Here is a 16,376-nt window from a genome sequence, read left to right as displayed (position 1 = left end):
CGCTATCCTTTTTTCCTGACACTAGCGAGCATCATTTTCTTATAGCTGTCAATTAGTATAAAGGGATTTACTAGTGATATATTTTTTTTCAAAATGAGCATTAATAGTCTATCTACTCCCCTTTTCGACTTAATGTCAGATAACAAATTCAATAGAGAGAAACAAAATATATCTTTTTTCCTATAACTACTTCCATCGGCCGTCAGTACAAAATCATATAATGAGCGATATAGATTACATTTGAAACTATTAAATCCTGTGCTAATAACACCGGAAACAACATTGTGTCTGTATTGACCAAGGGATTGATTAATAACGTATCCATTGCCATGGGCTAAAAGGTCTAAGAATATTGCATAATCTGGAACTGGGTAGTCGTATTTGTAAGTGCTCCTGCAATCACGCCTGTACATAATCGAAGAATGTGCTGAAACGAATCCAACGCGAAGAAAATCACTTAATGAGATCTCACCATCCCACACAGACGCATAACTGGGATTTAAAACATCGCCTGAATCAGAAAATAATACCATATTGTGCCATACAGCACTTAAATTTGAATTACTATCTAATATGGAAACCTGTTTTTGTAATTTACCCTGCAACATTAAATCATCGCCATCGATGTGACAAACATACTCACCATTGGCTATTTGGTGAATCCTTAAATAATTTTCGGATGCCCCAACCTGAGTGTCACTCGTTATTATTTTTACAGTATTAGTTGCTGTTTTAGCGAAATTTGAAACTATACTCAAAGTATTATCAGAGGATTTATCAACCCCAACAATGATTTCAAAAGGAATTTCCATTTCCTGCATATCAATACTATCAAGACATTCTTTAATATATTTTTCTTGGTTATATGTACTTACACATACGCTAAGTTTCATTCATTTAACCCTTAAGAATTTACATATCACAAGCCAAATAACGAAATAAAATAATAGATTAATGTACATTCCCATCCATCCTGGAAAAAGATAGAGAATGCAAAAGACATAAGAGAATCTCTTTAAAACCTCACCACCAATTAGAGATGAAAAGTATATATTAAAGAATAAAGAAACAATTACAACCAAGATTGCAAGACCAGCTGAAATCAGCGAATAGTTCGAAAGTAAGATAATCCATCCTGCGAGACCTGGGTTGGAGTTCCATGATACAACCGTATTTTCAATACTTCCACCTAAATAGCTGCGCCTAATACCGCTACACTTTTGCCTGACCATGTTTTCCTCCGGGGAATGGGCTGGCGGTTTCCATAAAATGGCGGACCTTTTTCAGTAACTGCCACATTGAGCGGCACTGATGATTACGGGTTATCGTGTCATGAAGTGCCTGCCATAGCCGTTCCACATGATTCACCCACGGCGAGTAAACCGGCTGGTAAATTACCCTGAACTTGGGATTTGCTTTCAACCAGCGCTGTGTTTCGCGGCTTTTATGGATAATGTAGTTATCAACGATCAGCGTGATTGTTTTCGCCCGCCGGTAAGTGGCTTTCAGGTGCTTCAGCAGAGCGATAAACAGCGCTGAACTTTTGCTGTTGCCGCCCACGTAGCTGACTTTACCCGTGCCACTGTGCAGTGCGCCGGCCAGATAGTATTTTTCGTTCTGCCCCGGCGTCACTACCCGTTTCTGCTGTCCGCGCAACTGCCAGTCCGCACCGATTTTAGGATTAAGGTGAATATCCACTTCATCTTCATAAAATACCGGATGCTCTGCGTTGCATTCATCCAGCGCTTTGTGGATTACCGCCATCTTTTCATCTTTATGTGGGTCACGGATGCGCAGAGTTGGCGCGGCCCTGCGCCATACAAGCCCCGCAGATGGCAACCAGCGGCGAACGGTTCCTGCATGTAACTGGCAACCGGTTATCTCATTGATTTTTATTGCCAGTAATTCGGTGCTCCAGCGTGAACGTTGATAACCAAAATCGCCGGGAGAATGCTTTATCAGCTCACGTAACAGGGTGCAGATATGTTCAAAAGGCCAGCGTCGGGAGCGCCCTGCGGGTAAGGATTTCAGGCCTTCAATACCTGAGTGCGTAAACCAGTTAATCCAGCGACCAACGGATGAACGGGCACAACAGAGAGTTCTGGCAACATCGCTGACCCGTTCACCCCGATGAAGCATCAGCATGGCCGTGAGTCTGCGGGCATGATTTTTATCGCGCGTTTTATGAATAGCTTTCTGCATCAGGCGTCGTTCGCCACGGGGTATTGGTGCTATGATCGGCATCGCTCAGTCCGGTTGGTGGTTTTGGTTGGTTTGGCGAATGATCAGATCGCGCAATCCGGGCTGAGTTCCCTTTCAGTGATCTACTATTCCGCGCAGCTATTTAGCCATTGGCCTAATGGAAGTGCGTTTGGATATGAAGCCTGATAAATATTCTTAAGTCCTAAAATCTCTCCCCAATATGGAACTATTTCATTCTGTTGATATAAAAGAGAGAAATAACCAACTCTGTCAGTAAGAAAAATGACATTTGTTAACTGTTGTAATCTATAGACCAAATATTCAAAAAATTGGTAAAGAGCTTCGCTATAGTGAATCGTTGAAAATAAATTAGCAGATTCCATGCCATTAGATCTGATAAACCATTTAATTTCCATTATAAATGGTGAAATAAGAATAAGAAGACAAGAAAGAAGTATTACTTTCAGACCAATTTTAATTGTGTTAGATCTGCAGAGAAATATTAAGAACAGAAATACAACCCCCCCACTCCAACCTCTTAAAATGGTTGAAGATAAATAGATCACACAGTTAACTTTGAATAAATTATTGTTAGCAGATTTACAAGCATAGATAAGGAAGAATATATCAGGATTTAAGATAACAAAAAAATAACGCAAGACTACTGGGCTGGCACTGATATCGATCTCAGCACCAGCTATATTTAACCCATAATACCTATTAAAAATGATAAAAAGAAATTGAATGATAAAGATAAAAAATCCAATTCTAGTACATTGGGTATAACCTAATTCTGCTAAGGGTTTATTCTTTGGATAACATATATTCGAAAATACAAAATATCCAACAGTGATAAATATCAATGAAAAGATAACATACCCAAAACCTATAACCCCATTTATTGATTCATAACTAAAGGAGTAACTTTCTACCAAGATATTGCCTTGACTACTAGACAAAATAAAAGCGATAAGATTTGGGACAAGATAGATCAGAAAAATAATCACTCGCGCATCAGTAATCTTAAATTTCATATTTCCTCTTAATTATTTTTATTTTTATAATTTTTCTTACTCTAGTGTCTGCTAATATAGTTGATAAAAAAGCTATTACAGATTGTGATGCCAGAATAAAAAACGAAAACATGCGGCCATGTTCTTCCGAAGGATAAATTATTTTGAATATTATAATAATTAATATTGTAGGTATTAAAGTTACTAATACGTCACTTATGAGCCATGCTATACGTTTAGAACGAATAAATCGCCCATGAATAAACCAACTCCAAAGAATAAGGAAAATAGCATTTTGTATTAGCCAAACATAACCAGCACCAATAGCTCCAAAAGTCTTAATTGATAAAATTAAACTAGGAATAATAATGATTATGAAGAAAATATTCCCATATACATGTAATCTAATCTGACCAAAAGCATATTGCAGATAATATGGGAATGCAGCAATAGCAAAAAATAAATTACCTAAAGCATAACAAGTTAAAACATCTGCTGAGTGAGTGGCAATAACATTATTTCCAGTCCAAACAGATAAAACCAATTCTGAATTTGCTGCCATTACCAACGATATCGGCGCAAGTAAACTAATCACCCCCTTTGAAGCTAAAGAATATACATTATATAGGCCATCGAGATCACCATCGCTATATAATGAGCTCATCCTGGGTAATATAGCTTGTGATATCGGAGTGCTCAGAATTAATATACCACCTGCAATAGTTGCAGCTACAGAAAACATCCCATAATCAGAAATAGTTAAGAACTTGCTAAGAATTATTTTATCTGATTGACTGATCGCTATCCATGCTGCGGATGTCAGTGCAATGCCACAAGAGAATTTTCCCACTCGCTTAATCTCTGAATAAAACTCATGAGTAAATGAACTGTGAGTATCTTCTTTGACTTCTTTCTCTATTTTTTTAAAACAGAATATAGACAATAGTAAAAATAATACAAATTCAATTATTGCGGCCAAGAGTTGATATGTAAAAAAAACTTTAACATTATTACCATAAAAAGACATTACTGGTATTACTATCACAAACCTTAACGTAGCAACTATAGTATTTATTATATTGAATTTAATTTGCTCTTCACAACCAAGAATAACGCTTTTGAATGGACCTGCACACCACCTTAAAGCAATAATTACTCCAATGATAGAGAGTGAGTATTCTACTAAAAATAAATTAGTACCTGATGTATTCAGCCATTTTGTCGCTATTATTTCTTTGGAAAAATTGATGCTTCCAATGATCAAAACTGCCACAATCAGAAAAGCAATAATCACAAATTTTAATATTTTTTTAAAGACTGGCAAATAGCCAGCCTTAGATTTTAAAATAGCCACCTCTCTGGATAAAGTGGATGAGATGCCTAAATCTAATACAACTAGTAATGATTGCAATAATGTGAAAAATGAAACCAGCCCAAAACCTTCACTTCCGAGCTTTGATAGATATATAGGAACTACCGCAATCCCAACGATTGCAATGTATACTTGTCCTATATAGTTAGCCACTACATTAACAAATAACTTATTTATCATGTGACACCAATGTCATGATATAGTAAACATCTTTATGAGTTTGTAATATCGAAAAACCTAGACTTTTGTATAATCCGATTGCTGCCTTATTATCTTTGTGTACTTCTAACCGTACCTCAGAGTGGCCATATGTACCAATATCAGACAACACATGTTGCAACAGTATTCGAGCATACCCTTTGCCTTTGAATTTATAATCGGTGAGTACCATCGTTATAAAAGCAAACTCTTTTCTATTCACATAGCAGGATACAGCACAGGCTATTTCGTTATCTTCATCCATAAGAAGAAGATAACTCCTTGCATTTTCCAAAAGTTTCGTTATGTAATTATGTAGCACCACACGTTGTGAAAGAGGTGGCGTAAAAAAAACATCATTCCTTACCACAAAATCAATAAAACCTGCTGCTAAAAACTCATCGACCTTAGCTATTTTGTATGAATGCATTTTTGTGCGCCATTTGTTGAGTCTTTTCGAGACCATTCCACATCATTACATCAATAATAGAAAGATGGGAAATAAATGAATCAACTGACTGCTGATAAGGTTCTATTACAGGTTCCAGGAACTTTAACTTCAATCCATTCTTTACGAATTCAGATTCCGTATACAATTCTAAACCACCGGGTGGGTTAATATATTCATCAGCTCCCAGTGCAATACACGTACGAATAACACGCTCCTGTGACTTATAGTCTCTGGATAAATTTAAAGCCGATGAAGTAACTAATTCGACATCAATATTTAATATATTTAATAACTGTACCACTGAGTTTTTAATATAATTAAATAAATTATTATCCTCATACAATATTATATCTTCTAGTAATTTATATACTTCATTAAAATATGGTGCTTTCCTATATGCACCTTGTATTTGTCTACATAGTTTCATACGATCAAAGGTATCAGCCAACTCTCTTTGTACTATATCCAAATAGTCTGAATCTTTTTTAAGAGCTATACTAAAGGTTGTTGGCTGTTTATTAATCAATATGCGATTTCTCTGTATCCACCCTTTCTTTGAAAACTCTATGTCATCATAAATAACAAATTTATCAACTGCACTAGCAAGCTGAAAATATCCAACATAAGGGAAAAAATATGGCTGCATTATTCCTACTTTCATTTCCATTCCTTATTTATTTTAAAACTTTTTTTATATTTTCAGTTACAGTTAGTACGTCTTTGTTTGTCATATAATAATGTAGTGGAAGACACAGTGATCGTCTGGCCAGATCATCCGAATTCGAAGTACAGCTTGTATCATTAGCTTTAATAACATTATTTAATGATGGATAAAAGTATCTTCTTGTCTGAATACCACAAGCTCCTAATTTTTCCATTAAGAGGATAAGCTGTTCTTCACTATTACAAAAAATCGGCATATACGCGCCATTATAGGTTGAGCCTTCTAGCCATTTAGGCATAGCAATAACATCATCTAGAGACTCGCGATATAATTCGAATAAACTGACCCTTTTATCTATGATTTCGCCGATATTGTCCATTAACACAAGGCCTGCAGCTGCTTGGTATTCATTTAGTTTTGCATTTATACCAACAGATTGAATGCCTTTATCTAACTCTATACCGAAATTGATTAATCGCTTAGCTTCCTCAAAATGAGCTTTTGTCTTAAAAACAATCGCCCCACCTTCTATAGTGTGAAAAACTTTCGTTGCATGAAAACTAATCGTACTGGCATCTCCATAACTCAGGATGCTTTTACCTTTATTCTTTACACCAAAAGCATGCGCGGCATCATATATCACATTTACTTTTTTATCTAAGTCTATAAACTTATCAACTTCGCATGGATTTCCGAATACATGTGTCGCAACTACACTATCATAATCATTTTTTTCATTTAATATATTCTGAACATTATCGAAACAAATATTACCGGTTTCTTTTTGAATATCTGCATAAATAATATCTTTTTTTTGCCAAGCTAACGTTGATGCAGTTGCAACAAAGCTATATGGTGTGGTTATTGCTCTTTTGACACCAAGAGTTTCATACGCAACCTGAAGCGCTAATGTACCATTTGAGACCAATAGTAAATTATCAACTCCAAGATATAATGATAATCGTTCTGTTAGTTCTTCATGCATTGGCCCAAAATTTGTATACCATCCATTTTCATTAATTTTTTCTATTAGTGATGTATACTTAGATATATCTGGAACAATGGGGCAATTTAGCTTTATCATTTAACCTTCTCTATATTACTTAGTATTAAGTATAGCCGCTGTTTTTTTGATATAATATAAAATCAAAAAATTAACGTGCTGCATAATTCTGCTCGATCCACGTCTTGTAGGCGCCGCTTTTCACATTTTCAACCCACTGCGTATTCGAGAGATACCATTCAACGGTCTTACGGATCCCGCTCTCAAAGGTTTCCTGCGGCTTCCACCCCAGTTCATTGCTGATTTTCGCTGCATCAATCGCATAGCGGCGATCGTGTCCTGGGCGGTCGGCTACGTAGGTAAGTTGATCGCGGTAAGAACCTTCTTTTGGCACTATTTCGTCCAACAAGTCGCAGATAGTATGGACCACGTCCAGATTTTTCTTCTCGTTATGGCCACCGATATTGTATGTTTCACCTACAATCCCCTGGGTCACTACGGTGTACAACGCTCGGGCGTGATCTTCGACATAAAGCCAGTCGCGAATCTGGTCGCCTTTGCCATAAATTGGCAATGCTTTACCTTCCAGCGCATTCAGAATCACCAGCGGGATTAGTTTTTCAGGGAAGTGATATGGCCCGTAGTTATTGGAACAGTTGGTGACAATTGTTGGGAAGCCATAGGTGCGCAACCATGCACGAACCAGATGATCGCTTGAGGCCTTTGAAGCAGAATATGGGCTACTCGGCGCATAAGCTGTCTTTTCAGTGAACAGAGGCAACACATCACCGGCAGCCACTTCATCTGGATGTGGCAGGTCGCCGTATACTTCATCTGTGGAGATATGATGGAAACGAAATGCCTGTTTTTTATCTGCATCCAGCTCGTTCCAGTAGCCACGAGCAGCTTCCAGCAGTACATAAGTACCGACGATATTCGTTTCGATAAACGCTGCTGGCCCTGTAATAGAGCGGTCAACATGACTTTCAGCTGCCAGATGCATCACCGCATCCGGTTGATGAGTGGCAAAAATACGCTCCATTGCCGCTTTATCACAGATATCCGCGTGTTCAAAATAATAGCGATTATTTTCGCTGACTTCGGCAAGAGATTCCAGGTTACCGGCGTAGGTTAGTTTATCAACATTAACAACGGTATCCTGAGTATTTTTAATAATATGACGAACTACTGCAGATCCAATGAAACCCGCTCCACCAGTAACTAGTATTTTCACGTTTAATTCCGAATATCGTTTGTACGAATACTATTAATATGCTGGCACATAATGCACGTTTCTGGGCATTACGCACGCTACCGCCCCTGGCTTTGCAGCAACCAGAGCACTACTTGAATGATAATGATGTAACTAGCCCCCGCCAGTTAGCGCGAAGCTATCTAAAATTCAAACGCTAATTGTCTTACCAAATGCGACCAGAAACAAGAAAAAATCCAACAAAAAACAGATTAAACCTGGTAGGTTAACTTATTGTAATTCTTTGTTTTTATATGAAAAACGACAGTAACACTCCGCTGCATAAATCATAGGCGGTGGAATGTTAACTGCCGTTATTTTTTCTGGCTTACCTTCACGAAGATCTGTAAATATCTACTCGCTAAGTAGCTTTTCAATGCTCCTACGGAACTTCGATCCTTCTTTCAGGTTACGCAACCCGTACTTCACAAACGCCTGCATGTAGCCCATTTTTTTACCACAGTCGTAGCTTTCGCCGGTCATCAACATGGCATCAACAGACTGTTTTTTCGCCAGTTCTGCAATGGCATCTGTTAACTGAATACGTCCCCAGGCACCTGGTTCAGTTTTTTCCAGTTCTGCCCAGATATCAGCAGAAAGCACATAGCGTCCTACGGCCATCAGATCGGAATCCAACGTTTGCGGCTGATCCGGTTTTTCGATGAACTCAACGATACGGCTGACCTTACCTTCGTTATCCAAAGGCTCTTTGGTCTGAATAACCGAATATTCAGACAGATCCCCCTCCATGCGTTTTGCCAGCACCTGACTGCGCCCGGTTTCGTTAAAACGAGCAACCATGGCAGCCAGGTTGTAGCGCAGGGGATCTGCAGTCGCGGTATCCAGAACAACGTCAGGTAATACCACGACAAACGGATTATCCCCAACAATTGGGCGAGCACAAAGAATGGAATGGCCCAGACCCAGCAACTGAGCCTGACGAACGTTCATGATAGTCACGCCCGGAGGACAGATAGACTGCACTTCGGCTAAGAGCTGGCGCTTAACACGCTGCTCAAGGAGTGATTCGAGTTCGTAAGAGGTGTCGAAGTGGTTCTCAACGGCGTTCTTAGACGCATGAGTCACCAGAACGATTTCTTTGATACCGGCAGCTACAATTTCGTCGACAATGTATTGAATCATCGGCTTGTCTACGATCGGCAGCATCTCTTTAGGGATTGCCTTCGTGGCAGGCAACATGTGCATCCCCAGACCTGCTACCGGAATAACTGCTTTCAAATTAATCATTAAGTCATTCACCTATTCAATTGTTGCTGAATTATAGCTTTTTAGCTTGTTTTAGCCAGTATGAATTACATTACTCCGATGCGGCGTATGTTACGCCGCTTAACTGCGGAATGCAGTAATCTTAATCCCAGGCGGGTACAACTTTTGCCAGGAATGGTCGCAAAGTTACCTCCCCTGCCCCGGCAGTCGAAAATTCACCGCTTCGACATTCACTACCTGATGGTTTACCCGGTCAATGTCAACTGAACTTTGCCCGCTTTCGTTTACTGCATGTACGTTGGCCAGTGAGAGCAGTGTGTCCTGCCTGGCCATAAACTTGCCGCGTACGTCCTTGCGCAGATCGAAGTGCATCTTGAGCGCGGGTCCTGTTGCGGATTGCTGCATCACTCTGATGTTACGTAAAAAAAGGTGCTGCGGTTGGTTGTGCAACTCAAGCGTGGCTCGCTTCATCTCCACGTTGGTGATGGCCACGAACGACGTTGCATTACCTGATGAGATCTGAATGCCTCGTAATTTATATTCAAGTTTCGTGTTATCCAGATGGATATTATTTAACTTAAAGTTCTGCGGGATGGATAAATATCGTCCTTTAATAACACCGTAGCCAATGAGCATGCCTGCGCTATTTTCCATATTGATATTATCAATCACGAAATTATCACAGCCATAAATAGCGACCGTTGCATTATCAATGCCTGCTTTCTTGCTAAAATCTGGGGTAATATTTCGTGCGGTGATATTACGAATGATAAAATGTTTGCCGTTCTCTACATGGACTAACTGTCGACAGTCGGTGCCGGTGATATTCGCCACCACAAAGTTTTTTACCGCCAGCTCATCGGGATAGGTATTGTCATAGGTACTGCCCGCCAGCCCAATGCCGATGCCCCAGTTCACGTTGCCATTGGTACAGTTAATACGTTCAATGACATGGTCAGAAATGAGGATGTTGCTGTCGTTGATCGCCACATTCCACTCAATGGCATCTCCCTGTAGATCGCTAAAACGGCAGTTTGTAATCTTTACGCCATCCATCCGGTTATGAAAGCCCTGACGCAGGATCCCATAGTTGGCGCGCGTGACGGTAATATCATCGATAATCAGATTGCGCATCAGCCTCGGTGTTTTGCCGCCGATATAGATTTGTGTCACTGGGCCAAAACCACTCATGGCAATCCCTTTTATCACGCAGTCCGAACCGCGCACATCGAGGGTAACATTCCTCAGGCTCCCCCCCTGCTCACCCACTACCTTACATCCATCCTGCAGAACAAAGCGACCACGGCCATTGCCGCTGATTCTGCCTTGCAGGTGTAGCGTTTTGCCAGGAGGAATAACGATAGCGGTATTGAGATCCTTACATTCCAGTTCTTTGGGTACGACTACCGTTTGTCCTTCTTTGAACGCCTGCCTGAAAGAAGCGACCCAATCCTTTGGGTTGTAATTCTGAATGTTGACGCTGTCCGATGATTCAAGCGCCCGGACAACGGGAGAATGCAGTACGACAAGCGCAGAGCCTGCCGTCAGAAAAGTACGGCGTGAGAGTTTGTTCTCTGACATACAACCTCGATTTACATCGTTTGCAGCAGACTGGCTAACTGTTTATTGATCGCTAACTGATTAAATTCAGTTTCAATTTTTTCGCGCGCACACTGCACAATCGGCTGTACCTGCTCACTGTCGAGCAGGCTAAATGCCGCTAATCTCTCAGCCAGGGCCTGCGCATCGTTTTCCGGTGCCAGCCAGCCAGACTTGCCCGACTCGACCAGCTCCGGGATCCCACTGTGAACAGTTGAAATTACCGGGATACCTACCGCCATCGCCTCCATCAGCGCCACCGGGATCCCCTCCATATCGCCGTCTCTTCCGGTAATCGACGGCAGCAAAAATACATCCGCCTGTTCAAGCATCTCCTTTACCTGATGGCTGGGCTTAAAGCCGGGCATCTCAATCACGTCATCGAGTTGATATTGCTCGATCAGTGTGCGTAAACGACGCTCCCAAGGGCCGATACCCAGAATGCGATAACGAAATGAAACGCCCTGCTCTTTTAACTGACGACAAGCTTCGATGGCGACGTGCAGTCCTTTTTTCTCGGTTAACCGGGCGACAGAGATAATTTCCAGCGCTGCAGCTGGTGCTTTCAGTTGGCGAGGGGTAAAACGCGTCATATCAATACCCATACGCGAAACCGCGATTTTTTGCGGCGGGCATCCCATGTTTTTTAAACGTCCGGCCCAGAGATTGCTGATGGGTAACATCAAATCTCCACGTTGAAACAGCTGCTGATACTCAGGGGTATAGCGGGTAAGCACATCCCGATGCGAAACATCGACGCCGTGAAATACCGTGGCGATTTTTCCGCGGATCATCCCAAGCTCTCGCAGCTTGGCGGCCGTTACGCCTGCTGGCCCAAAATGAGCAATAAAGACATCCGCTTCAAACGCCCGCGGATTCCCACCGCAAATGGCCGCCAAAATCAGATTGCGCGCTTCCTCGCCATAGCGTGCAACATTAAGCGCTTTCCAGGTCGCTGCGCGGGTGAGACCGTGCAGAGCCGCCGCCGCCCTATATTTCAGCTTCGCCAGTTTGCTTTCCGGTTCATTCAGCAACCAGCGCGTTTTTTCACCCAGCCGGTAGGTATTAAATGAGGCATGCGTATTTTCAAGATCGCCCTTCTGCAAAGCGACAATCTCCACGTCGTAGCCCATATCGATAAATGCGGTTATCTGATTGAGTACAAAGGTCTCAGAAGAGAGAGGAAATTTAAGCAGGAAAAAGCCAATCTTCATTTTTCCCCCTCAATACGCGTTAAAACCGACTGCACCATGTGCACCCCGCGTTCGCGTTCGCGTGTCACAGCATCCCCAAGCCGTATGTTCAGTTCAGGTAGCTGTCCGAGGGTATCGGCGACCTTTCCTTCCAGACTGCCATCGAGCAGATGGCGAATTTCGACAGCCATCTCCGGCAACCCCAACTGTTGCATGATCCCTGCCGATTTATGCTCGTAGTTAATGGCGATGGCTGGCGTCATAAAATTCATCGAGATAATGGCCGAGTGCAACCGAGTACCCACCGTCAGATCGCATGCCCCCAGAATCTTCCCCATCTCCAGATCGTTAAGTTCATCCATCACCACGTGATATCGGGCCGGGTCGTTAACATACTGGCGCAGGTTTAACGCCACCATGCGATCATCTTTGTTGTAACTATCAATACCGGTGCAGGTTGACAGCGCTATCACCTGGTAACCTTCGTCGAGTATGCGGTTCACTACCCCGGCAAAGGCTTGCTCATAGGCCTGCTGCGTTGTCCCCAGACGCTTATCAAAAGGCGCCAGCTCGCGCAATGTAATGGCAACGGTCTTCTGTTTAGCCGCCATGTCTAACCAGTGCTGTACCGCATAACCCGGCTCAAAATCCTCATGATGATTGTCGACCAGCCAGGCCGTATCTACGCCTGTTTCGACTTTATCCGTGGTAATTGCGCTGCGCTTCATCAGATCCAGACTGACGGATTCACGTAAAATCAATGCATTACAGTGGCCAAACACGTAGTTCGCCAGTTGATTAAACTGCTCATCCTGGAATGGCCCCACGCTATGACCAATCATGTACAGCGGTTTTTTTGCCATAAACGAACACAACGCATGTTCAAACTGCGGCACACCATACAGATCGACAAAGAACGATCCGCCGACCTGGATGATGGCGTCATAGCGCGACAACAAACGAACAAAATCGGTAAAGCCCTGGGCGATAGCGATATTGCGCAGATTACCGGAGTCGGTAACACGCGAGAGCAGTACCTGGTGCTGATAGCGACGACGCAGCACTTTCTTCACGCCCCCCATAACACCCACTGCATTGTTGTGTTGTCTCATCTGCAAATACAGCGGATCGCCCATCACCGGGCGGTTCAGTAACCATGAGGAGCTCACTGGGTAACGGCTCATAACATCCACTTCAGTCTCGGGACGCAACGCGTTAATGGCATCCAGCAAACCGCGCAGGATCGCGCTATCCCCTCGGTTTCCGCAGGTATGGTTGCCCAAAATTAATAGTTTCATTTTGACCTCTTAAAGCGTTGTTCTTATCCTGCACGGAGCAAGGTTTTCATTTTTTCACTGCGACAGAGCTGGCGTTTTATTTCCACCACCAGCGGATGACGCGACAGCACTATCATTAGCGCAAACGCCAGCGCCCCTGCCGCTATCTGGCTCCCCAACAACACGCCCAACGACAGCTGGTCATGCAGCATTACGCCCAGCGCATAGCTCACTACAAGGGTTGGCAAGGAGAGATACAACGGCAGCCAAAGACTGAGCATGTACTGGCGGTAGCTGGGGCCAAGAACAGGTTTAATCATCACGAAATAGCTGAGGACGGTGTTAATCACCTGGACCAGCAAAAAGCCCAGCGTCACGCCAATCGCTCCGGCCAGATGTCCACCGATGAAAATGGCGGGAATAAACAGAAAGGTTTTGAACACATTGAATTTGAAACTGATATCGACCCGCGCCTTCGCCATCAGCAGTGAACCGATCGGGTTCCCCACCGAGCGCAGCAGCCCAACAATGCACAGCAGTTGCAGGATGGGGATAATGCCATTCCACTTCTCGCCAAATACCAGTGGCACCACGTTATTCGATATCACCATCAGTCCCAGTAGCGCCGGGAAGTTGATAATCCCAACCACCGACAGCAGCTTGTAAAAATTCACCCGTAGCTTTTCACTGTCGTCCTGGATTTTGGCAAACGCCGGAAACAGCACGCGGGTGATAATCGGGTTCAGTTTGATCGGGGGGACAACCGCCACATTCCAGGCGAGATTGAATCCACCCGCCACGCCAGCTCCCAACGTGCGGGCCAAAACCAGCGTGGAAAGGTTGGTATTGATGTAATTGATGATGCTGTCTGCCGTCAGCCACGCACCAAAACGCAGATTCGACGAAACGGATGCCAGCGAAAAATGCAGCCCCGGACGGTAAATCCGGCGACCAAAATAGCCGAACAGCAGCGTACGTAGCGTACTGTTTACCAGATACCCGAGAATGGCCGTCAGTGCGAGCGGCCAGAAATGGGCGCTGACTACGGTAAAGGTAAAACCGGCCAGTACCGAACTGGTTTCAATCATGCCAATTTTGTTGAAGGCCAGCTCTTTTTGCATCAGCGCGCGAAACTGCTGCCCGTGCGGTATCACCACAAACGCCAGCGATAACGTTTTGATGAGCGGTGCCAGTTCCGGGTTATTAAGTACGCTGGCAATCGTCTCGCTCAGTAGAAACATCGCCACGCATACCACGATACCCAACCCAACGTTGAGCCAGTACAGCGTGGTCAGTTCAAGATAGCCAATCTCTTTGCGCTGAATAATTGAGTTGGCGATACCAAAGTCAGACAACGTATCTGCCAGCGCGATGATCACCAGCGCCACGGTTAACAACCCGAACTGGTGGTTATCAATAATCCGTGCCAGTACGGTCATCTGGATAAGCCCCAGACCAATGATGATCACCGTGGCAATCGCCGACCACTTTGCGCCGTTCAGCGTTTTTTCTCGTAAGCTCATGTTAATACGCCGCTTTGTTGACAAAGCCTTTGAATACCGTCAGAAAAACAATTTTGATATCGAACCACACGCTCCACTCGCGAATGTATTCGAGGTCAAACTCCACACGTTTTTCCATTTTTTCCAGCGTATCGGTTTCACCGCGCCAGCCGTTGATTTGCGCCCAGCCGGTAATACCCGGTTTCACCTTATGGCGTAACATGTACCCCTCGATCAGTTGGCGGTACTGTTCGTTATGCGCTACCGCATGCGGGCGTGGCCCAACAATAGACATGCCCCCAGTCAGCACGTTAATAAACTGCGGCAGTTCATCGAGTGACGTTCGGCGCAGGAAATTCCCCACAGGGGTAACGCGCGGATCGTTTTGCGTCGCCTGCGTCACCACCGCGTCGTTTTCCATCACTTTCATCGAGCGAAATTTCCAGACTTTGATCGGCTTCCCATCCATGCCGTAACGGGTCTGGCGGAAAATCACCGGTCCTTTGGAGGTCAGTTTTACCAGTAGCGCTATGCCACACAGCACCGGAGAAATAAGCAGCAGGATCAGCGAAGCCAGCACGATATCTTCCGCGCGTTTCAACAGGCGATTAATCCCCGAGAGCGGCGTGTCATACAACGGCACCACCGGAACGCCATTCATCTCTTCAATCCGTGAATGCAGAATGTTGAAGGTAAAGACATCAGGAATAAGGATCACTGAACAGGTGGTATCGGCCAGCTCGCGAACCAGTTTTTTGACGCTAGCGCCATCGCTCATCGACATGGCGATATAAACGTTATGAATACGAGAGGCTTTGGCGTCGTCCACCAGTTGTTGCAGATTACCGGCCCAGTCGCGGGAGTTTTTTCCAGGGATAGGATCGTGATAGACCCCTGCTACTTCAAATCCCAGCCACGGTTCATGGCGAAAGCTGTCCAATAGCATTTGTCCCGCGGGCAGGTCCCCTGCCACCGCCACCCGGCGAGTGTTATACCCGCGATTACGCAACCATCCCGCGCCGTAGCGAATAAACGAACGGCTCAACACCAGGCCAACACTGGATAGCAGATACCACGCCAGCCAGACGGCGAGACGGTTATCAAAATCGTTATTAAAGGCGATCAGACCTGCGCAAAAAATCAGACTCAGCGTCCAGTTTTGCAGCAACAGCACCAGCTCAGTGGAAATTTTGACACCGCGCCAGGAGCGATAAAAATCCGTTATGCCACCGAGCATCTGAAAAACGACCAGCGTGATCAGCGCCACCAGCAGGTGCATGTACAGGAAAGGCAAACCGCTTAATTCGCAGATTACCCACAACCCGCCAAACATGATGGTGATATCTGAAAAGCGTTGTACCATCGAAATTAACGACGCATTGGTTTTGGCGCGCTCGCGCTTCTTTAGATGTGTCATCGTGGT

Annotated in this window: 14 protein-coding genes; all 14 read right to left on the bottom strand. The window is 44.0% G+C overall.

Annotated features, from left to right (window positions below; translation table 11 throughout):
* Window positions 1-2: 2 nt before the first annotated feature.
* Window positions 3-893 carry a glycosyltransferase gene (locus JQN59_RS08830; protein WP_149607978.1) on the bottom strand — a complete coding sequence of 297 codons (891 nt, stop codon included), beginning with the start codon at window positions 891-893 and terminating at the stop codon, window positions 3-5.
* Window positions 894-1,212: 319 nt separating this feature from the next.
* A complete protein-coding gene (locus tag JQN59_RS08825) occupies window positions 1,213-2,244 on the bottom strand; it encodes an IS630-like element ISEc33 family transposase (RefSeq protein WP_003033020.1) in 1,032 nt (343 codons plus the stop codon).
* A gap of 83 nt (window positions 2,245-2,327) precedes the next feature.
* The gene (gene wzy, locus JQN59_RS08820) at window positions 2,328-3,236 is read right to left on the bottom strand and encodes an oligosaccharide repeat unit polymerase (protein WP_204528198.1); all 909 of its coding nucleotides are present in this window, start codon (window positions 3,234-3,236) and stop codon (window positions 2,328-2,330) included.
* The gene (locus JQN59_RS08815; RefSeq protein ID WP_204528197.1) at window positions 3,226-4,767 is read right to left on the bottom strand and encodes an oligosaccharide flippase family protein; all 1,542 of its coding nucleotides are present in this window, start codon (window positions 4,765-4,767) and stop codon (window positions 3,226-3,228) included. The genes wzy and JQN59_RS08815 overlap by 11 nt, the downstream gene beginning before the upstream one ends.
* A complete protein-coding gene (locus JQN59_RS08810; protein ID WP_188110108.1) occupies window positions 4,757-5,215 on the bottom strand; it encodes a GNAT family N-acetyltransferase in 459 nt (152 codons plus the stop codon). Before JQN59_RS08810 ends, JQN59_RS08815 begins: the two co-directional genes overlap by 11 nt.
* On the bottom strand, window positions 5,193-5,897 hold the full coding sequence (locus JQN59_RS08805; RefSeq protein WP_032939569.1) for a WbqC family protein: 705 nt from the start codon (window positions 5,895-5,897) through the stop codon (window positions 5,193-5,195). Before JQN59_RS08805 ends, JQN59_RS08810 begins: the two co-directional genes overlap by 23 nt.
* 13 nt (window positions 5,898-5,910) lie before the next feature.
* On the bottom strand, window positions 5,911-6,984 hold the full coding sequence (locus tag JQN59_RS08800; RefSeq protein ID WP_188110109.1) for a DegT/DnrJ/EryC1/StrS family aminotransferase: 1,074 nt from the start codon (window positions 6,982-6,984) through the stop codon (window positions 5,911-5,913).
* A 70-nt stretch (window positions 6,985-7,054) separates the two neighbouring features.
* A complete protein-coding gene (gene rfbB / locus JQN59_RS08795) occupies window positions 7,055-8,137 on the bottom strand; it encodes a dTDP-glucose 4,6-dehydratase (RefSeq protein ID WP_149607982.1) in 1,083 nt (360 codons plus the stop codon).
* A 372-nt stretch (window positions 8,138-8,509) separates the two neighbouring features.
* Window positions 8,510-9,403, bottom strand: coding sequence for a GalU regulator GalF (gene galF / locus JQN59_RS08790; RefSeq protein ID WP_149607983.1), 894 nt, complete (start codon window positions 9,401-9,403; stop codon window positions 8,510-8,512).
* A 165-nt stretch (window positions 9,404-9,568) separates the two neighbouring features.
* Complete coding sequence (wcaM, locus tag JQN59_RS08785; RefSeq protein ID WP_149607984.1) at window positions 9,569-10,963, bottom strand: colanic acid biosynthesis protein WcaM; 1,395 nt, start codon at window positions 10,961-10,963, stop codon at window positions 9,569-9,571.
* A gap of 11 nt (window positions 10,964-10,974) precedes the next feature.
* Window positions 10,975-12,195, bottom strand: a complete 1,221-nt coding sequence (gene wcaL, locus JQN59_RS08780; RefSeq protein WP_149607985.1) for a colanic acid biosynthesis glycosyltransferase WcaL — start codon at window positions 12,193-12,195, stop codon at window positions 10,975-10,977.
* Complete coding sequence (gene wcaK / locus JQN59_RS08775) at window positions 12,192-13,472, bottom strand: colanic acid biosynthesis pyruvyl transferase WcaK (RefSeq protein WP_204528196.1); 1,281 nt, start codon at window positions 13,470-13,472, stop codon at window positions 12,192-12,194. The genes wcaL and wcaK overlap by 4 nt, the downstream gene beginning before the upstream one ends.
* A 23-nt stretch (window positions 13,473-13,495) precedes the next feature.
* A complete protein-coding gene (gene wzxC, locus JQN59_RS08770; RefSeq protein ID WP_136392119.1) occupies window positions 13,496-14,974 on the bottom strand; it encodes a colanic acid undecaprenyl disphosphate flippase WzxC in 1,479 nt (492 codons plus the stop codon).
* 1 nt (window position 14,975) lies between these two features.
* Entirely contained in the window at window positions 14,976-16,370 is a 1,395-nt protein-coding gene (wcaJ, locus tag JQN59_RS08765; RefSeq protein WP_008785190.1) for an undecaprenyl-phosphate glucose phosphotransferase, read from the bottom strand.
* Window positions 16,371-16,376: the final 6 nt, after the last annotated feature.

This window comes from Citrobacter sp. B72 (assembly GCF_016894305.1).
In the GTDB taxonomy this organism is placed as follows: Bacteria; Pseudomonadota; Gammaproteobacteria; order Enterobacterales; family Enterobacteriaceae; genus Citrobacter; species Citrobacter portucalensis.
This window is presented reverse-complemented; position numbering and strand designations above follow the sequence as displayed.